Origin of the sequence: Mucilaginibacter tolerans (genome assembly GCF_030519375.1) — a bacterium.
GTDB lineage: Bacteria > Bacteroidota > Bacteroidia > Sphingobacteriales > Sphingobacteriaceae > Mucilaginibacter.
Genome location: NZ_JAUMKB010000004.1, coordinates 152,913 through 173,405 on the forward strand (window position 1 = coordinate 152,913; position 20,493 = coordinate 173,405).

At 42.3% G+C, this 20,493-nt stretch carries 16 protein-coding genes; 14 read left to right on the forward strand and 2 right to left on the reverse strand.

Going from position 1 to position 20,493, the window contains the following annotated elements:
- Nucleotides 1–129: 129 nt before the first annotated feature.
- The 12 genes from nuoH (at nt 130) to Q3A68_RS07405 (ending at nt 16,629) form a co-directional block, all read left to right on the forward strand.
- The gene (gene nuoH, locus Q3A68_RS07350) at nt 130–1,200 is read left to right on the forward strand and encodes an NADH-quinone oxidoreductase subunit NuoH (protein ID WP_302900413.1); all 1,071 of its coding nucleotides are present in this window, start codon (nt 130–132) and stop codon (nt 1,198–1,200) included.
- A 131-nt stretch (nt 1,201–1,331) separates the two neighbouring features.
- Nucleotides 1,332–1,919: a 4Fe-4S dicluster domain-containing protein gene (locus tag Q3A68_RS07355; RefSeq protein WP_302900414.1), complete on the forward strand. Its 588-nt coding sequence runs from the start codon at nt 1,332–1,334 to the stop codon at nt 1,917–1,919.
- The gene (locus Q3A68_RS07360; RefSeq protein WP_302900415.1) at nt 1,916–2,464 is read left to right on the forward strand and encodes an NADH-quinone oxidoreductase subunit J family protein; all 549 of its coding nucleotides are present in this window, start codon (nt 1,916–1,918) and stop codon (nt 2,462–2,464) included. Before Q3A68_RS07355 ends, Q3A68_RS07360 begins: the two co-directional genes overlap by 4 nt.
- Complete coding sequence (gene nuoK / locus Q3A68_RS07365) at nt 2,461–2,766, forward strand: NADH-quinone oxidoreductase subunit NuoK (RefSeq protein ID WP_302900416.1); 306 nt, start codon at nt 2,461–2,463, stop codon at nt 2,764–2,766. Before Q3A68_RS07360 ends, nuoK begins: the two co-directional genes overlap by 4 nt.
- An 84-nt stretch (nt 2,767–2,850) precedes the next feature.
- Entirely contained in the window at nt 2,851–3,402 is a 552-nt protein-coding gene (locus Q3A68_RS07370) for a hypothetical protein (RefSeq protein WP_302900417.1), read from the forward strand.
- A gap of 2 nt (nt 3,403–3,404) precedes the next feature.
- Nucleotides 3,405–5,438 (forward strand): NADH-quinone oxidoreductase subunit 5 family protein, encoded by a 2,034-nt coding sequence (locus tag Q3A68_RS07375; protein ID WP_302900418.1) that lies wholly within the window; start codon nt 3,405–3,407, stop codon nt 5,436–5,438.
- A gap of 156 nt (nt 5,439–5,594) precedes the next feature.
- Nucleotides 5,595–7,202: a complex I subunit 4 family protein gene (locus Q3A68_RS07380; RefSeq protein ID WP_302900419.1), complete on the forward strand. Its 1,608-nt coding sequence runs from the start codon at nt 5,595–5,597 to the stop codon at nt 7,200–7,202.
- Between the two features lie 109 nt (nt 7,203–7,311).
- Nucleotides 7,312–9,186 (forward strand): mucoidy inhibitor MuiA family protein, encoded by a 1,875-nt coding sequence (locus tag Q3A68_RS07385; RefSeq protein ID WP_302900420.1) that lies wholly within the window; start codon nt 7,312–7,314, stop codon nt 9,184–9,186.
- Between the two features lie 4 nt (nt 9,187–9,190).
- Nucleotides 9,191–10,693: an NADH-quinone oxidoreductase subunit N gene (locus Q3A68_RS07390; protein WP_302900421.1), complete on the forward strand. Its 1,503-nt coding sequence runs from the start codon at nt 9,191–9,193 to the stop codon at nt 10,691–10,693.
- Between the two features lie 112 nt (nt 10,694–10,805).
- Entirely contained in the window at nt 10,806–12,116 is a 1,311-nt protein-coding gene (locus Q3A68_RS07395) for an ammonium transporter (RefSeq protein WP_302900422.1), read from the forward strand.
- A gap of 120 nt (nt 12,117–12,236) precedes the next feature.
- Nucleotides 12,237–14,210, forward strand: a complete 1,974-nt coding sequence (locus Q3A68_RS07400; RefSeq protein WP_302900423.1) for an amidohydrolase family protein — start codon at nt 12,237–12,239, stop codon at nt 14,208–14,210.
- A gap of 511 nt (nt 14,211–14,721) precedes the next feature.
- Nucleotides 14,722–16,629, forward strand: coding sequence for a class II glutamine amidotransferase (locus tag Q3A68_RS07405; protein WP_302900424.1), 1,908 nt, complete (start codon nt 14,722–14,724; stop codon nt 16,627–16,629).
- 71 nt (nt 16,630–16,700) lie between these two features.
- Here Q3A68_RS07405 and Q3A68_RS07410 read toward each other — a convergent pair whose 3' ends face one another.
- A complete protein-coding gene (locus tag Q3A68_RS07410; RefSeq protein ID WP_302900425.1) occupies nt 16,701–17,354 on the reverse strand; it encodes a LysE family translocator in 654 nt (217 codons plus the stop codon).
- A gap of 176 nt (nt 17,355–17,530) precedes the next feature.
- Between Q3A68_RS07410 and Q3A68_RS07415 the strand changes: the two genes are divergently transcribed.
- Together Q3A68_RS07415 and Q3A68_RS07420 are read left to right on the forward strand one after the other, a co-directional pair.
- Complete coding sequence (locus tag Q3A68_RS07415) at nt 17,531–19,141, forward strand: MFS transporter (RefSeq protein ID WP_302900426.1); 1,611 nt, start codon at nt 17,531–17,533, stop codon at nt 19,139–19,141.
- A gap of 88 nt (nt 19,142–19,229) precedes the next feature.
- On the forward strand, nt 19,230–19,691 hold the full coding sequence (locus tag Q3A68_RS07420; protein ID WP_302900427.1) for a deoxycytidylate deaminase: 462 nt from the start codon (nt 19,230–19,232) through the stop codon (nt 19,689–19,691).
- Nucleotides 19,692–19,784: 93 nt separating this feature from the next.
- Here the strand turns inward: Q3A68_RS07420 and cmk are convergent, their stop codons facing one another.
- A complete protein-coding gene (gene cmk / locus Q3A68_RS07425) occupies nt 19,785–20,456 on the reverse strand; it encodes a (d)CMP kinase (RefSeq protein ID WP_302900428.1) in 672 nt (223 codons plus the stop codon).
- Nucleotides 20,457–20,493 lie beyond the last annotated feature (37 nt).

Here is a 20,493-nt window from a genome sequence, read left to right on the forward strand (position 1 = left end):
TCATTCAAGGGTATCGTTTCAATTCATGTTTATTATACATTGTCTATAAACTTAATATAATTTATTAAGCCTTATTAACTGAATATTACCCTTGCATTTAGTAAGTTTGCAGCCGGAGCCTGCTGATCATTGAACTTTTATATTAAATACCTTATTGTCGCTATAGGCCTGTTTGCTTTTTCAGGCTTCTTTGCACTTTTCGGGGTCTATGCCGAAAGGAAGGTATCAGCGTTTATACAGGACAGACTCGGCCCTACGGAAACCGGCAAATTCGGGCTGCTTCAAACTATCGCCGACGTAATAAAATTATTGATCAAGGAGTCCATCATTCCCGCCGCTGCCGATAAGCTGTTATTCATGCTTTCCCCGGCAATCATATTTATAGCGGTGTACATGGGTTTTGCTGCCATTCCCTGGGCTCCCGGAATAGCGCCATCCAACCTGAATTTGGGTTTGTATTATATTTTCGCCATACTCTCCATCGAGACATTAGGTATCCTGATGGCCGGTTGGGGATCAAATAACAAATACTCTATCCTGGGTGCTATGCGCTCGGCGGCGCAAATTGTATCCTACGAGATACCGGCAGGTTTTGCCATTATTGCGGTAGTGATGATTGCCCAGACTATGAATCTGCAAACCATAGCTGCACAACAAGGGATCATGTCGTCAGAGAAGGCAAGCTTTTTAGGCATTTGGAATGTCTCGCAATACGGAGGGATACTGGCCTGGAATATTTTCAGGGCGCCGCACCTGATCATTGCTTTTGTTATCTATTTCATTGCTTCACTGGCCGAAAGCAACCGTGCGCCTTTTGATATTCCTGAAGCGGAATCGGAGTTGGTGGCGGGCTTTCATACTGAATTTACGGGGATGCGCTTTGCCTTCGTTTTTTTGGCAGAGTACTCAATGATGTTCCTAGTATCGATGGTGGCTGTGATCCTTTTCCTTGGTGCATGGAACACGCCTTTGCCGAATATCGGCAGTGTGCGTTTGGCAGACTGGACAACAGGAGCAGCCTGGGGGATATTCTGGACGGCACTTAAAGTTTTGGCTTTAGTTGGCGTACAAATGTGGATACGCTGGACGTTGCCGCGTTTACGTGTCGATCAGCTGATGAATCTATGCTGGAAGGTGTTGACACCGCTGGCATTTGTATGTATGCTGATATCAGGCATATGGCGATTGTGGGTGATGTGATTTTTTTATTTCGGATTTCGAATTTTCGATTTCGGATTTAGAACTGTTTGGAAATTAAGAATCATGGTAATCAATTAATCCGATGGATCATGATCTAGACAAAGTTTTTAGAGTTTAGAAATTAGGATTTAGTGTTTAAAAACGCAATACACGGTTTTAGTACAGCATGGAAAGGCTTGAGCCTTACCATCAGGCACCTTTTTGCCTCGAACGCAAAAAGGAAGATAACACCGATCAGCAATGATAATTATTTTAAAAGCCTGGAAGGAACTAACACCATACAATATCCAAAACAGCAATTGCCGGTGCCTGAAGTTGGGCGTTACCAATTGGAGGTAGAAATTGATGATTGTATCGTTTGCGATCTCTGTGCCAAAATATGTCCGGTTGATTGCATCGACATTGAATCAATAAAAGCGACCGAAGCTTTTGGTCAAACATCCGATGGCTCGCCTAAACGTATCTATGCTGCCAAATTTGATATCGATATGGCCAAATGCATGTACTGTGGCTTGTGCACTATTGTGTGCCCTACGGAATGCATTATCATGACCAATCAGTATGACAGAACAGTATTCGAATTGAAGGACCTGACCTACGGGTTTTCGGACATGACCCCGGAAGACGCTGCAGAAAAACGAGCATTATTAGATAAACAAGTTGCCGAACGTCAGGCTGCCAAACTAGCTGCAATGAACAAAAAGGAGGGTGAAGCATGACGATGGTAAAAGCGCTCTTCTATCTGTTGGGTTTTATGACGCTTGCCTCGGCATTGTTTGTGGCTGCCAGTAAAAACCTGGTCCGCAGTGTTTTTATGTTTTTTGTTACTCTTTTGTCACTGGCCGGTTTGTATGTGCTGGCATTGGCTGATTTCGTGGCTATAACACAGGTAGTAATCTACGTAGGCGGAATTTTGGTACTGATGCTGTTTGCCTTCATGCTATCCGGCAAGGAGACTCTTTCTAATATACAACAGCAGAACAGCCGTTTTATCAGTGTAAGCCATCTGCCGGTCTTATTGCTGGCAGTATTGTTCTTTATTGTGCTGATTAATATATTATTTAAAGCAGATATCAATAATTTGCAATGGACCAATAAGGCTGCATCGTACAAATTGGATGTCAGACCGGATAGTCAGATGACCAGCAATATTGGTACTAACCTGATGACTACCTATCTGTTGCCCTTTGAAGCGATTTCTATTCTGCTGATGATGGCTTTGGTAGGAGCGGCGCATTTATCGCGAAAGGAGAAGAAAGCATGATCAATTTATCGGATTTTCTCATCGTTAGTGCCGGTTTATTCTGTGTGGGTTTATACGTCATCCTAACTAAGCGAAACGCTATACAAGTGCTGATCGGTATAGAGATGATGCTGAATGCAGCCATATTAAACCTGGTAGCTTTTGGTAAATATGATCGTTTATACAACGGCGGGCAAATATTTGCCCTGTTTGCTATTGTGCTTGCCGCAGCAACAACCGCTGTTGCGTTGGCGATTATTTTAAACGTTTATAAAAAATATAAAACCATTGATCCGGATCAAATACACGAATTGAAGGATTGAAAAAATTTCAATGAGGGTACTCAAAAATAATAGTGTGGAGGTGTCATGCTGAGCTTGTCGAAGTATGGTAGGGCAGGTCTTTTTATGTCCGCAGTTTTATTTTGTTTGCTCCTGTCTGGAAACGCCGATGCTCAAAATAATGATGCTATTCATAAAGATACATCAGTAAGATTAGTTATTAGAGACCCTGGCAGTATTACGAATGATAGAATTTTACTGATTGTAGACGATAAAAAGTATTATACGAATTCTTTTGATAGTCTTTTCCCTGACACGAGTAATATTTTAAATGTGAAGGTTATAAAAGGTAGGGAATCTATTGATAAGTATGGCAAAAAGGGTAAAAATGGAGCCGTATTAATCACTACCATAAAATATGCTGTTGAACAATATCAGAAGAGGTTCAGTGCTTTCTCAAAGAAGTATACGGGCTACAGGATTAGACAACAAGGCAAAGATGACAGTTGCACTTACATCGTTAGTGGGTTAATTTTATCGAATGATTCTAGAAAAAAAACTGAAAAATTATACAATATAAAATCTCAGGACATTAAAGGAATAGCAATTACGGAAAACCCCTGGTATAATGGCGGGGAGAGCAGGAAATATTTGGTAGTCATTGATACTAAAAACTAACATTGGAAAACTTTTTACAAGCTATAGATACACTAACGATACGTTTTGCACTTGCAGCAGTGTTGTTGCCATTGCTGGCCTTTATGGTGAATGTCTGTTTGCCGGGTAAAAACAATAAAGTAGCCGGTTGGATATCTACCTTTGCTATTCTCGCGGGCGCTGTATTTTCTGTATTCGTTTTCTCAAAGGTCTGGAACCAGCACCAGGTGCATCAACAGCAGTTATGGTTTACAATTGGCCAGACCAAATTATATGCGGGAGTACTGCTGAATAATCTTTCGGTGCTAATGTTGTTGCTGGTTTCACTCATTGCCTTACCGGTGCATATTTACTCCACTGCTTACATGGGGAAGGACGAAAACAGCAAACGTTATTTTACTTACCTCAGTTTCTTTTGTTTCAGTATGCTGGCTTTGGTGGTGATTGACAATTTGATTTTGTTCTATATTTTCTGGGAACTGGTTGGCTTTTCATCTTACCTGCTCATCGGTTTCTGGTATACCCGTTCCAAAGCAGTTATCGCCAATAAAAAGGCCTTTATCATGAACAGGATAGGGGATATCGGCCTGCTGGCAGCCATAGCTATTCTTTTTACGGTTTACCACACTTTTGATATAGATCAGCTATTTGGTGCTAATGCTTTGGTGCGTTCAATAGCCTTTGAATTACCCGGCGGATGGCAATATGTTGCTTTCGGGGGGATTGCACTGGCGGTGGCAGCTAAATCGGCGCAGTTTCCGTTACATACCTGGTTGCCTGATGCAATGGAGGGCCCGACATCCGTATCAGCGCTTATCCATGCGGCTACAATGGTGGCCGCAGGGGTGTTCCTGCTGGGCCGGGTTTATCCTGTATTTACGGAATTAGAGTTGAATATCCTCGCTATAATAGGAGCATTTACCGCTTTTATGGCGGCAACTATCGCTCTTACGCAAAACGATCTGAAACGTATCCTTGCTTATTCAACCATTTCGCAATTAGGATTTATGGTGATGGCAATGGGGATTGGAGCCTATTCTTCTTCGCTGTTTCATTTAGCTACTCATGCATTTTTTAAATGTTTGCTGTTCCTCGTAGCAGGTATTGTCATCCATCAGGTGCAACATGCGAAGGATGAATATAAGCTCGACATCGACCCGAAAAATGTATTGTATATGGGTGGTCTTGCTAAGAAAATGCCGTTTACATTTGTCTCCGCATTGATAGCAGGACTTGCATTAATCGGCTTTATTTTTACATCAGGGTATCTGTCAAAAGACGGTATTTTGATTCAGTCATTTGAATGGGCCGAAGGGAAATATTGGTTATTTAAATTAATCCCGATCAGTGCGATCATCACCAGCTTGATGACTGCATTTTATGTAACCCGTCTGATTGTAAAAGTGTTTTTTGGCGAGTTTAAATTATCACAAATTAACCCAAGTATCGAACTGCACGTCAGTGACGGCGGATGGCAATATAAACTACCCTTAGTGTTCTTGTCGGTCTGCTGCTTGTTCCCTCTGTTCTCGTTCACCCCATTTTTATATGAGCGCGCATGGTTGCTTAACGGATTTCAAAGAATTACCGGGCTTGACAGGGTGAATATTTATCACACAATTGTTCCTGTAGGCGTGAACATTCTAAGTCTGTTCGTGATTTATTGGGCTTATGCCGTGTATGTAATGGAAAAGGCCTTACCGTTCCCTGAAGGTGGCTGGATTTTCAGATTGTCTTATCACGAATGGTATATCGATAAGATTTACAACAAGATAATTGTTGGCCCGGTACTGGCGCTGGGAAAATTCGCCCGATGGTTTGATATCAATATTATCGATGGTTTTATACATTTGCTGCAACGAATAGGTATTGCCTGCTCAAAAATTACCGATTGGACGGATCGCTATATTATCGATGGTTTATTACATTTAATTGCCGCCATAGTATTGAGCATCGGTAATTTTGCCCGAAGCTTCCAGGGAGGTAAGGTGCAATATTATTTGTTTAGCATGCTGGCAATAATACTGGCTATATTTTTATTTAAAATCCTTATTTAAGTGAGATATGAGATATGAGATTTTAGATTTGAGATCAAACCATAACTGCAAATTATTCTTGCTGATTGGAGGCGACATAGAATTTTCTGTGTCTCAAATCTCACATCTCAAATCTCACATCTCGCAAGTAATTTCTCATATCCCGCATCTTACACAATGAATATATTATCATCGCTGATTTTTACCCCGCTGCTGTTTGGCTTACTCATAATCCTGCTGCCATCGGCCTGGCGTTTCAGTTTTAAATATATCGCCCTGCTGGCTACACTGATCCAGTTGGGTCTAAGCATTACAATGTACCTGTACTTCAGGACCGGGTCAGCGTACGCTGGTGTTAGTAACGAAGCTTCGTTTCAGTTTGTACAAAAAGCGCATTGGATCAACCTGAACCTGGGAAACACGTTGGGCAAAATGCAAATCGACTATTTTGTCGGCGTTGATGGTATTTCAATTACCATGATATTGATGAGTTCGGTGGTAATGGTGATTGCGGCTCTTGCGTCGTGGGAGATCAAAAGTAACCTAAAAGGCTTTTTTAGCTTGTTTTTACTGTTAAATACCGCCGTCATCGGCGTGTTTTGTGCATTGGATTTCTTCCTGTTCTACATATTCTATGAGTTGATGTTACTGCCGCTTTATTTCCTTATCGGGATGTGGGGCGGTGCACGGCGCGAATATGCTGCTATCAAATTTTTCCTGTATACGTTATTCGGTTCGGTGTTTATGCTGCTGGTGATGATCGGGCTTTACTTATCTGTAAAAGATCCGGAAACCGGTAATCATACCTTCAACATCGTCCAGATGATGAACCCGGCCAATTACGACGCTGAATCAATATTTGCCGTTTGGGGTCATAAAACATTATTGGGGATGCCCGCAAGGACAGTCGGTTTTGCGGTGCTGTTTATCGCTTTTGCGATTAAAGTACCTGTGGTGCCCTTACATACCTGGCTGCCCGATGCACACGTCGAAGCGCCGACACCTGTTTCTATCATATTGGCAGGTATCCTGCTGAAGATAGGTGGATATGGTATCATCCGTATTTGCCTGGGCATATTTCCTGAAGTTGCTGTATCTGGCGCCTATTGGCTTGGATTGTTGGGCGTCATATCAATTCTATACGGTGCTCTAAATGCCCTCGCCCAGCGTGATCTGAAACGTCTGATCGCTTACTCGTCAGTATCCCACATGGGTTTTGTGCTTTTGGGTATCGCTTCTCTGACACCAGAAGGAATTAGTGGGGCGGTTATGCAGATGGTAAGTCACGGCTTTTTGTCGACCATGTTGTTCTTCCTTGTGGGTGTGGTGTATAATCGCGTGCACGACAGGGATATTTACCATTTCCGTGGGTTAGGCTCTTTGATGCCGCGATATACCACATTTGTTATGATTGCATTCTTTGCATCACTGGGCCTGCCTGGGTTTTCAGCTTTTGTTGGCGAGGCGTTTTCATTAATTGGCGCATTTAAATCACCATCAGTAAATGGCGCATTGCCTTACTGGATGGCTGTCTGTGGCTCAGTAGGTATTTTGTTAGGCGCGGCTTATTTTCTCTGGACTTTGCAGCGAATGTTTTTCGGATCACTAACACTCAAAGGCGGAGAAGTATGGAAAAGCGCGTTAACAGATTTGAACTTTCGTGAAATATTCTCACTGTTCCCATTAGCGCTACTGGCATTGGTTTTAGGCGTAATGCCTTCACTGGTGTTCGACAAGGTTAATGATTCGGTATTGGCATTGGTGCACTTTTTAGGGTTTAAATAATCGTTTTTTGAACTACTCTTATGGAAAATAGTTAAATGATGCATCCTGAGATCAAATAACCCCAGTAAGGGAATGAATCTAACAGAATGTAATACTTAACTTAAAACCTATGTTCAGGAAATTATTAGTCGCTGCAAGTCTTTTTTTTATAACGATAGTAGCGCAGGCAGACGATCAGAAGATCGAATCAAAAGTTCAAAAAGTGGTGGTGTTTTTAAATGGGGCACAGGTAACACGTATGGCAATGGTACATATTAACCCGGGTAATTCAACATTGATTTTCGAGAATATTTCTCCTGGAATTGATGTACAGAGCATCCATGTACGTGCCAATGGGGATTTCACCATCCTTTCGGTTAAGCACGAGCTGAATTTTTTGAACGAACAGATCAAGCAACAACGGATTGAGGATCTAAGAGCAAAGCAAAAGAGTATAAAGGATAAGATCGACTTGCAAACCAGCCTTGCATCTATTTACCAGGAGGAGGAGAACATGCTGGTGAAAAATCAGATGATCGCAGGACAAAACACCGGGCTCGATATCATAAAACTAAAACAAGCGCTGGATTTTCAGACTGAACGCCTGACTGCTTTGAAAAAAAAGGAGCAGGAAAATACTGCACAGATAGCTGATTTAACTAAGGAGCTGCTAAAATATAGCCAGCAGATTGCCGAGTTAAATAAAGGTGCTTCAACAGCTACAAGCAATATATTGGTTACTGTTTCATCGAAAACCTCTTTGCAAACCGAATTTACTTTGAGCTATGTGGTGCATAATGCCAGTTGGTTCCCTACTTATGATGTCAGGGCGAAAAATGTGAACAGCCCTATCAGCATATCATATAAAGCCAACGTATCACAACAAAGTGGCGAAGACTGGAAAAATATTAAACTGACCTTATCAACCGGAAACCCCACGGTAGCTGGCAATAAGCCTGAGCTAAACCCATATTTTTTGAATTTCGGGATGTATTACCAGCCCGAAAACGGAACTATGACAGCTGCAAGCGGGAAAGTAATAGGCAGCGATGATGGGAAGCCTATTCCCGGTGCAAGTATTAGAGTAAAAGGTAGCTCGGTTGGAACAGTGTCTGATGCAAACGGAAACTTTACTGTTCAATTACCGCCTAATTCTCATAACCTTGAAATCGCTTTTATCGGTTATATCCCTCAGACCTTGCCTATCACTTCTTCACTGCTTAATGTATCACTTAAACCTAGTGCAAGTAACTTAAATGAAGTGGTTGTTGTAGGGTATGGAACAAGTAGTAATGGATATGATACTGAATACAAAAGAGATTTAACAGGATCAGTAGCGGGTGTTCAGATAAGAGGAATGGCTACTATTCCAATTGGGGTAAACAAAGTAGAAAATCAAACCAACATCGAGTTTAATATTGCAATGCCTTATTCTGTGCCAAGCGACGGCAAGCAATACACTGTTGAGATCAATCAATTAGATATTCCTGCTATTTACCAGTATGCCGTAGCGCCCAAATTAAGTACCGATGTGTTCCTTACGGCAAGATTAACCGACTGGAATAAATACAATTTGTTATCGGGTGAGGCAAACCTGTTTTTTGAGGGGACCTTTATCGGCAAATCATTAATTAATACCGATGCAACTACTGATACATTAAATTTATCTTTGGGCACTGATAAAAATATTGTGGTGACACGTACATCATTAAAAGATTTATCAGAACGACAGAGTCTGGGGTCGAACAAAAAGGAGACCCGCGATTGGCAAATTGAGGTAAAGAATCGTAAGCGTCAGCCGATAAATTTGCTGGTTGAGGATCAGGTCCCGGTTTCGCAGAACTCTTCGATTGAAGTTGAAATACAGGAATTATCAGGTGCAGCATTAGATAAGCTGACCGGGAAGGCGACCTGGAAAATGACGTTAAAACCTGAAGACGATAAAAAAATAGAATTAAAATATTTGGTTAAATACCCTAAAAATCAATCAGTAATTATTCAATAAATAAATGAACGATCTGTTACCATTTTTACCCGGGCAATTGCAACAAGTTTTTGATGGTATACCTTTTTTTATGCCCGAAATATACTTGTCTGCCTTGTTCGTAGTATTGCTGGTAACAGATCTCATTTTCGGAAGGAACGGTGCATGGATATGCAGGATTATTGCGTGTTGCGGACTGCTCGTAATAGCGCTGAAAGATGTAGAACAATTGAAATTGCTTCTTACCGGGTCGCAACTGTTTTTCAATAATATGCTTTTATTGCACGAGAAGACCGTTGCATTTAAATTGATGATCGATATTTTATCTGCAGTTTTATTGCTCTATTTTAACTGGGATGATCAGCTCGCATCACACAAGAAAGGGCTTACTGATCTATATTCCGTCGTTATTGCTGCCGTATTTGGGATGCATTTAATGGTAATGGCAGTCAACCTGTTGTCTATTTACCTGTCGGTCGAAATGGTTTCCATCGCATCCTACCTGATGGTTGCCTATCGTGCTGAGAATGCCATCAGCAGCGAGGCCGGGTTAAAATATGTGCTTTTCGGAGCTGCTTCATCAGCCATCATGCTTTATGGCATATCCCTGTTATATGGCTTTGGTGGATCACTTAATCTGTTTGGCAGTAATTTGATGCCCGGATTAATGCAGGTTAATCCATTAGCAGTTGCATTGGCTTTGCTGTTATTTATGGTGGGGATAGGGTTTAAATTGTCATTTGTACCGGTGCATTTTTGGGTACCCGACATTTACCAGGGGGCACCAACTCCGGTCTCGGCATTTTTATCCACCGTAACAAAGGTAGCCGCTTTCGGTTTATTGGTTAATTTACTTACGCCGTTCATTTTCTTCCCCGGGTTTTCGAAGGTTTTCAATTTCAGCTTGTTCCTGTCAGTTATCGGTATCATAACGATGATTGCCGGCAATTTTGCAGCAACAATGCAGAGGAACCTCAAACGCATGCTTGCTTACTCAAGCATAGGGCATACCGGCTTCGCTTTAATGGCACTTGTGAATTTCAATGCCGATATGCAGGGAATAACAGCTCTGACCTTTTATTTATTTGCTTATTCATTAGCTAATATTGGTGCATGGATGCTGGTCAGTTACTTTTCAAATACAGCCAATGCTGAGAATATGGAAGATTTTAAGGGGCTTGGCTTTAAATTCCCCCTGGCAAGTGTGGCGTTTGTAATTATCCTGATCTCACTTACCGGTATACCGGTCACAGCGGGCTTTTATGGTAAGTTTTTGGTGTTTTCCTCGGTGTATACTGTTTATCAGGACTCTCATAATATCTGGTTCCTGTTGTTGATGATAACAGGTGCTGTTACCACTGTTGTTTCTTTGTTTTATTACATCAAGGTTCCGTTGAATTTGTTCCTCAGAAAAACTGAAAGAACTACGAGTTTTTCCTCAACCAGTAACTATTTATTGGTTTCAATTGCAATTATTTCATTATTGGTAGTTTGTTTGGGCCTTTTCCCGGATTTTTTGGTTAAATAATTATAATTATCAAAAATTCTAACCATTGTTTGAAATATTTTAAACAAATTCTCCATTTTTTAGAAAAATTAGTAATTTGCAGCCCGCAAAAAAGAACCGATTTTTCTAAATTATGAAGCGTTATTTTCCCTTTGCCTTAATTGTAGGCATTTTGATCCTGACTTTTATTTTCCCGTCAGTTGAGTTCCACAATTCAAGCACTAATCCCAATTTTAATACCGGTGACATTGCCTGGATGCTGATGTCGACCGCCCTGGTGCTAATCATGACACCCGGACTAGCATTTTTCTACGGTGGTATGGTGAATAAAAAGAATGTGATCTCCACTATGCTGCAGAGTGTTGTTTGTATGGTGATTATTACAGTGATGTGGGGAATAGTCGGGTTCAGCCTGGCTTTTGGTGATACCATAGGCGGTGTGATTGGTAATCCATCTACGTATTTTATGATGAAAGGCATGTTGGGCAATGCAACCTGGAAACTGGCACCAACAATTCCATTGCTGCTGTTTGCAATGTACCAACTAAAGTTTGCTATCATCACCCCGGCGCTGATCACCGGAGCATTCGCCGAGCGTATCCGCTTCAACAGTTATATCATTTTCCTTTGCCTGTTCTCCATCTTCATATTTTCACCATTGGCGCACGCTACCTGGCATCCTGACGGAATCCTGTCAAAATTAGGTGTGCTTGATTTTGCCGGGGGAACAGTAGTACATATGTCGGCTGGGTGGGCTGCATTGGCATCGGCATTATATCTGAAACGCCGTAACGAAGCCAACCACGCCCCCGCCCGTGTTACTTATGTGATCATCGGTACGGGGCTTTTATGGTTTGGCTGGTTCGGCTTTAACGCCGGCTCGGCATTTGGCGCTAATCACTTAGCGGTAAATGCATTGGCTACAAGTACAACAGCGTCGGCTGCAGCGGGGTTGACCTGGATATTTTTTGATATGCTCCTTGGCCGCAAACCATCGGCAATGGGAACCTGTATCGGTGCTGTTGTGGGATTGGTTGCAATTACGCCTGCTGCAGGTTATGTATCAGTACCACACTCACTGGCCATTGGTATCATCTCGGCGGTTGTGAGTAATCTTGTGGTTGAATGGCGTACACGTACCTCCATTGATGATACGCTTGACGTATTCCCGTGCCACGGTGTAGGCGGGATGGTAGGTATGTTATTAACCGGCGTATTTGCCCATCAGAATGTCAATGCCGCAAATACCACAGGCAACGGTTTATTCTTTGGACAGACGCATTTGTTTTTGGTTCAATGTGTTGCACTTGTGGCAGCATCGGTATTCTCCTTCTTCGGCTCTTTGCTGTTATTAAAGATCACAGATATGATATCGCCTTTACGCGTTTCGCAAGAGGAGGAAACGATCGGTTTGGATATCAGCCAGCACGGCGAGAAATTGTAAAATATTTATGAAATATACCCGTAGAGACGCGATGCATCGCGTCTCTACAATATCCCGGTTATTAAATTAGTCGGGATTTTTCTTTTATCTTAGAGCTATCAACAGCTTTATCCTAATCCTATGAAAAAATACCTTTTGACGGTCATCTTATCCGGAGTGTTTTTCAATTCATTCGCCCAAAATCTTTCAACAGATAGCGGAACATTTTTGCTGCATAAATTTCAGCAGCATATTGGTAAAGAAACGTACCATGTTGTCAACAACAAGGACTCAAAAGATTATGTGTCCGACTTTAAATTCGTCGACCGCGGTTCACCGGTGCCATTGAAGACGGAATTAAGAGTGAACCCGGCGCTAGATCCGCTCGGTCTTAAAATCAAGGGAAACGTTGCACGTTCTGCCTCTATTAACGACACCATCAGCATAAAAGGAAATACGGTCCACATAAAGGTTGATAACGATGTTTCGGATAAGACACTAAAACCCCTCACTTTTCCTATAGCCGGGTATGCGCCTGTAATCGTGCAACAGGTTTTGATACAATACTGGAAAAAGCATAAAGAACCATCTAACATCAATATACTTCCAAATGGCTCTGTCCAAATTCACCGCGATGGAGCAGATACACTCACTTTTGAGGGTAAACCTTTGATACTGGAAAGATATGCTATCGGCGGATTAATATGGGGCAACGAGTTTGTGTGGACCGACCGCCAGGGCCAATTGATAGGCGTAATCACTAATGATGCCGAGTTCGATAAGTTTGAGGCCATGCGCGAAAAGTATGAGTCGCTGTTGCCGAACCTGATTGGAAAAACGGCTACCTACAGTATGCGTTTGTTTACCAAATCTGCGTCAATAAAAACATCTGCTGATAAAGTGATTGTCATCAAAGGAGGGACCGTTCTAGATGTGGTGAATGAAAAGACGATACCGGATGCAGTAGTGCTGATAGAAAATGGTATTGTCAAAAAGATTGGCAAAGCGGGCGAAGTGTCTATACCTGCCAATGCAAAAGTGATCGATGCAAGGGGCAAAATGCTGCTGCCTGGCTTGTGGGATATGCATGCCCACTTTGAGCAGGCTGAGTGGGGACCGGCTTACCTTGCTGCCGGAGTAACCACAGTTCGTGACTGCGGCAACGAGTTCGATTTTATCAATGCGATAAAAGATGCAATAGACAAAGGTAAAGGTGTTGGCCCCGAAATATTGAAGGCCGGTATAATTGATGGTAAAGGACAATATGCTTTAGGTGTTATCCAGGCGGATACTAAAGAAGAAGCAATAAAAGAAGTGGGTCGTTATAAGAATAACGGCTTTGTGCAGATCAAAATTTACAGTTCGGCCAAACCGGCTATTGTCAAGGCAATTTGTGACGAGGCACATAAACAGGGATTAACAGTTACCGGGCATATCCCTATTGGGATGACCTTGCAACAGGGTGTTGATTCTGGTATGAACATGGTGAATCACGTGCAGTATGTATACTCGATTATGAAACGGAATAAAGACCGCTCAATCAATTTTGAGGATTCTACCAGTTTGGCAGCTATCAATTTTATCAAGCAGCATAATGTAGTGATTGACCCAACCTTGGGCGTATTTGAAATGAGTTTCAGGAACATAAATGATGATATTACTGTTTTGGAACCCGCATTTTACACCCTGCCATTGCCATTACAGGCTATGCTGAAAAATACTGGACAGGACTCTGCGGGGGCAAAGAAATTCAAGCCGCTTTATGAGAGTATGGTAAAGATTGTAAAGAAATTACATGATGCAGGAGTAACGATAGTCGCAGGAACTGATCAGGGATTTCCTGGCTTTAGTGTTCCTCGCGAGTTGGAATTATATGTGCAGGCAGGGTTAACCCCGGCTGATGCCATACAGACAGCAACCATTACTCCAGCCAAAGTAATGAATATGGATAAACGCACTGGGTCAATTGATGAGGGCAAAAAGGCTGATATTATCATCATAGACGGCGATCCGTTAAAAAATATACGGGAAATCCGAAATGTGACAACAGTTATTCAAGGTGAGCATATTTATAACCCAAGTACGTTACATAAGTTGGTGGGATTTAGCAAATAATACAATAGTTTCGTCAGGTTGGGTGTCACATTGAGGCACTCGAAATGCGGTGCGTAAAGGCCAGCCCCACTATGCTTCGAGTGCCTCAGTGTGACATCCCAGTGAGGAAAACAGAAGAAACTCACACACCCTCCACTCTTTTCTGATCATGTTGATTCCGTCGAGGTGCGATTGTTTGGGAACATCGGAATTGTTAACGCTAAAACTTCGGCTACCGTGAAGGCAAAAGGTAAGACAAGCGCCGCTAAAGCCTGCTATATGGAAGTGTACGAGAAGCGCCAGGGCAAATGGTATGCTGTGGCTGCTGATGTAACTTTATTGAATTAAATTAAACTGGATCGTGCTCGAATAGGTAAAATGCCCGGTTCTTTAAAATTTATCAGGCTTAAAATCGTTTTTAATGTATGGGCTGCATGTTGACAATTGTCTGCAAATATTAATGCAATCTAATGACATTGTTAATTTAAAGTTCCAACATTAAAATTGTACTTTTGCAGCCTCATAACAAATCATGAGCGATCAGATTAAACATGAATGCGGTGTGGCATTTATCCGCCTATTAAAGCCACTCTCTTATTACCAAAAAAAGTATGGCACTGCGCTGTATGGTTTAAACAAGCTTTACCTTTTGATGGAAAAACAGCATAACCGCGGCCAGGACGGCGCGGGTGTTGCTACCATTAAACTGGATATAGAGCCCGGAAAACGATACATCAGCAGGCATCGGTCGATGGCCTCGAACGCAGTGGCCGATATTTTTGAGTATATCCAGAAGAAATTTGCCGATATACAAAAAGAGCAGCCCGATAAGCTATCGGATGCGGAATGGCTAAAAGAGAATGTGAGTTTTACAGGCGAGGTGTTATTAGGCCACCTGCGTTACGGCACTCATGGGAAAAACAGTATCGAGAACTGTCACCCGTTTTTGCGTCAGAACAATTGGCAGACCCGTAACCTGGTCATTGCCGGTAACTTCAACATGACCAATGTTGATGAATTACTGCAACAGCTGTACGATCTGGGTCAGCACCCCAAAGAAAAAGCTGATACCATTACTGTATTAGAAAAAATAGGTCACTTCCTGGATACAGAAAACCAAGGGCTGTTCGATCAATATAAAAGAGAAGGATTACATGACAATGTTGAGATCAGCAAGCTGATCGCCAACGATCTTGACGTAACCAAAATACTGCGCAGATCGGCCAGAAACTGGGACGGCGGATATACCATAGCCGGTATATTTGGTCACGGGGATGCTTTTGTGATGCGCGATCCATCGGGAATACGTCCGGCATTCTACTTCCAGAATGACGAGATCGTTGTTGCTGCTTCTGAACGACCTGCTTTACAGACAGCTTTCAATGTGCCTATAGAAGAAATCAAAGAAATTCAGCCGGGGCATGCGCTTGTTGTTAAGAAAAACGGCAAGATCACAGAAGAAATGTTCAGCGAACCGCTGGAGAAAAAATCATGCTCGTTTGAGCGCATCTACTTCTCTCGCGGCAGCGACTCTTCTATTTATCGTGAGCGTAAACAATTGGGCCGTTTACTTTGCCCGCAAATATTGGATGCGGTTGATAACGATATTCAGAATACGGTATTCTCTTACATTCCCAATACCGCCGAAGTTGCTTTTTACGGCATGGTTGAAGGGGTGCACAAATACATCAAGACTTACCAGAAAGAACGCTTACTAAACCGCGACGACAAGATCACAGATGAGGAGTTAAACGAAGTATTATGCCTTGCGCCGCGTGTGGAGAAGATCGCGATAAAAGACGTGAAGCTTCGCACTTTTATTACTCAGGATGCCGACCGTAGCGAAATGGTAGCCCACGTGTACGATACGACTTACGGCCTGATTAAAGAAGATAAAGATACGTTAGTGGTATTGGACGACTCCATCGTCAGAGGTACCACGTTAAAACAAAGTATACTTAAAATACTGGATCGTTTAGGCCCTAAAAAGATCGTGGTGGTTTCATCTGCTCCGCAGATACGTTTTCCCGATTGTTACGGTATCGATATGTCTCGTATGGGTGAATTTGTTGCTTTTGAAGCGGCTATTAGTCTGCTGAAAGAACAAGGCAAAGAAGATGTCATCCTGGATGTTTACCAAAAATGTAAGGATAGCGCCTCACTACCAAAAGAACAGGTTGAAAACTATGTAAAGGCAATTTATGAGTCATTTACTGACCAGGAAATTTCCGACCGTATCGCTAAGATCATCACGCCAAAAGAAATCAAAGCTGAGGTAAAAGTAATCTACCAGACCTTAGAAAATCTGCATAAAGCCTGCCCTGACCATACAGGTGACTGGTACTTCTCAGGCAATTTCCCGACAGCGGGCGGTAACAAAGTAGTTAATCGTGCTTTTGTGAACTGGATGGAGGGGAAGAATCAGCGTGGGTATATGTGATTTGGTGAATAGTGAGTGGTGAATAGTCAATAGTCAAGAGAAATTCACTACTCACCACTGACAATTCACTATTAGCTCGCAAACGGCGTAAACACCCAATGTGTTACCAGCTTGTCGTACAGGATTAATGATGCAATGATCAATGCTATCCCGGCAACTTCATTAAGCCGGTGAACAAATTTAACAGATATTCTATCTCTTAACTTATTGGCATAAAAAGCCTTTGTGGTATCTAAACCGAACTGGACGATCAGTATCGTAAGAAACATCACCGCGATCTTTAGTGACCTGTTGGGAACGGTATTGATATACAATGTACTCGCAGTGCCCACCACAACTGTCCAGTGAAATAACAGGGTAGGGTTGAGGATGCACATCAGGAAGCCCTTTAGAAAATAGCCCGTCCGTTTTAATTTAGAGGGAACGGTATTATTGTAATTTACCTCTGATTTCTTAAAAATATAGTATATACCGAGACCGAAAAGAATAACGCAGCCCACAATACCCGCGTGCTGCTTATCCTGACTGGAAATATCAAAATATTGCGAGCCGAACAGGATGGCGCCAACAAATACCACGTCGCTGGTAACCACTCCCAGCGCTAAAGCGACGCCTGCATGAAAGCCTTTTTCAATGCTCGTCTTTATCAATGCAAAAAAGACAGGGCCTGTCAAAAACGTGAGCACTAATCCTACCCCAATCCCCCTTATTACAGCTTCTATCATTAATTTTTTAGGCTTTGGAATGATGGCTCCCGTTAGCCGGGAACGAATATGCGATTTTTAACAGTAAACAACCAAACTTAAAATTCGGATTTATTATTAAAAAAGTATATGCCGATTTCTAAAAATAATCTTTATGTTAGTGTCTTGTAAACTAATTATTCCAACCTAAATAACAAATGGAACAAAACAATTCTAAAAGTTACGGCTCTGCGCTGTATACTATCATTACGGTGTTTTTCTTTTGGGGTTTTCTGGCCGCATCCAACGGTATCTTTATCCCCTTTTGTAAAGCGCATTTTAGCCTTACCCAATTTGAATCTCAGCTGATCGACTTTACATTTTACGGAGGCTATTTTATTGGTTCCCTTGTGCTCTATTTCGCGTCCCAGGCTACCAAAGTCGACATACTGAACAAGTTAGGTTATAAGAATGGTATTATATATGGTCTTGTTATATCAGCGATAGGCGCGCTTGTGATGGTACCGGCTGTAAATTCAGGATCATTCGGTTTTATTCTGAGTGCTTTTTTTGTCATTGCTTTAGGATTTTCATTACAACAAACAGCTGCCAATCCATTTGTGATAGCTCTTGGCTCCCCGCAAACCGGGTCGAATAGATTAAACCTTGCCGGCGGTGTGAATAACTTTGGGACATTGCTGGGGCCAATTGTTGTTAGTATAGTTTTATTTGGAGGCGCGGGTAAAATGATACCAGCTGCTGACGTTAAAATCACAGCTGTAGATAATCTGTATTACATACTTGCCGCCTTGTATATCGCGGTAGCAATATTTTTCTGGGTATCAAATCTACCTAAAGTTACCAGTGATGAAAAGATCGAAGCCAGTACAAAAACCAATTTGCCGCTGATTGTCATATTTATTGCTTTTTGTCTTATCCTGGCGGCTACTCCTCTTGCAACTATGACTGGGCTGTCAAAAGCATATTTTGTTTATACTGCTTTAGCAATTATTCTGGTTACTTTAATGGCATCTTTATCGGCATCCAGTAAAAGTACTGAAGGATGGGGCGCTATGCATTACCCTCAATTGATTTATGGGATGATCGCTATATTCACCTATGTGGGTGTCGAGGTGACTATTCAAAGTAACATGGGCGCACTTTTAAAGACCCCTGATTTTGGCGGGTTTAAAGAATCAGAAATAGCCCCTTACATCTCTTTATATTGGGGAAGTTTAATGATCGGTCGTTGGACAGGGGCCATTGCTGTATTTAATCTTTCAAAAACAGCTAAAAATATCCTTACAGTTATTGTCCCATTATTCGCATTTGGAGTTGTACTCGTTGCCAACAAGCTTAACGGTGTAGATGTTTCTAACCTGTATATTTATGTGTGCTGTGTGATAGTTTTGATTGCGGGATTTATGATCGGTCAACAGAAGCCGGTACGTACACTTATGATATTTGGTATACTAGGTATACTGGCAATGGTTGTCGGATTGATGACCACAGGTCGTGTGGGTCTGTTGGCATTTATCAGTGGCGGATTATGCTGCTCAATTATGTGGCCGTCCATATTTGCCTTATCTATCGCAGGACTTGGAAAATACACCAGCCAGGGTTCGGCATTTTTGATTATGATGATTCTAGGAGGCTCTATCATTCCTCCGGTACAAGGTATATTGGCTGATACCAGCGGTATACATCTATCTTATGTAATACCTGTATTATGCTTTGCTTACCTGGCATTCTTCGCATTAAAGGCCGGTGCTGAGTTGAAGAAACAGGGCATTGATGTAGATAATATGGAAGCCGGAGGGGGGCACTAATTTGTCATTAGTCACTGATCATTAGTCATTAGTTAAGTTTGCCTGATTGACACCGATCAGTGACCAATGACCAATGACTGATTAACAAATGACTAAACTAAGTTTCGATCATATTTTTATGAACCTGGCAACCGACCTGGCCCTGCGCTCACACTGCGTTAAGGCACAGGTCGGTGCTGTTTTGGTTAAAGATACACGTATTATTTCTATCGGCTATAACGGTCCGCCGGCGGGCACCCACAACTGCGATGAGGAATGGCCCGAGGTTGGCTGCCCGAGAGATGCCCGCGGCAGCTGCTCGCTTGCACTGCATGCTGAAGAGAACGCCATATTGTATGCTGTAAAAAATGGTGCTAACCTGGAAGGTTCGACCTTATATACCACACTTTCGCCGTGCCTGCCTTGCGCGCGGTTGATATTCTCAGCCGGGATAAAACATGTTTATTTTATGAAATCGTATGCGCAATATAAAGGCTTACCCAGCGATGAAGGCGTTGATTTTTTAAATCGCTTTGGGGTGAAGGCGGAGAAGTTTGAGATTGGTGATTAGTTAATCAGAGATTAGAGCTTGGTGTCTGAATCACCGATTGAATGTCTTCCTCAGATTTTGATTGGCAAATTATCAGAATTAAATCTTGTTAAGTCATTTATTGGTGTTCACCTTATCCAAGGCAAATTGCAGTTGCTGATCAGGCGTCATATTGGTATTGTCGAGGATGATGGCGTCAGGGGCCCTAACCAAGGGGCTTTCGGCACGGGTAGTGTCCTGGTAATCGCGGTGGGCAATATTCTCAAATACTTCCTCTAAAGTAATATCAGGGTTTTTTTCATGCAGTTCTTTGTATCGTCTTTCTGCCCTTATTTTAGGATCGGCAGTCATAAAGATTTTAAGTGTAGCTTCCGGGAAAACAGTAGTGCCTATATCGCGGCCATCCATAACGATATTTTTGGAACGCCCCATGCGCTGCTGCTGTTTCACCATTTCGTGCCTTACCTCGCGCAGAGCAGCTACATCACTTACATTGTCCGAGACAGGCATCTGGCGTATTTCTTCGGAAACCTCTTCGTCGTTGAGCGTGATATGAGTCTGATAATCGCGGGAGTGAAAATTGAGATGAATGTTTTTTAAAGCATCGGTGATTTGCTCATGATCTTTCAGATCAATATTGTTGCGCAAAAAATAAAGTGTCACGGCACGGTACATGGCACCGCTGTCGATATAAATAAAATGAAGCTTTTTGGCTAATGCTTTGGCTAAGGTACTTTTACCGCAGGAAGAATAGCCGTCAATAGCTATCACAATATTATTGCTCATCGGGAGACTAATTTAGGAAAATTTAGTTGATTGAGTT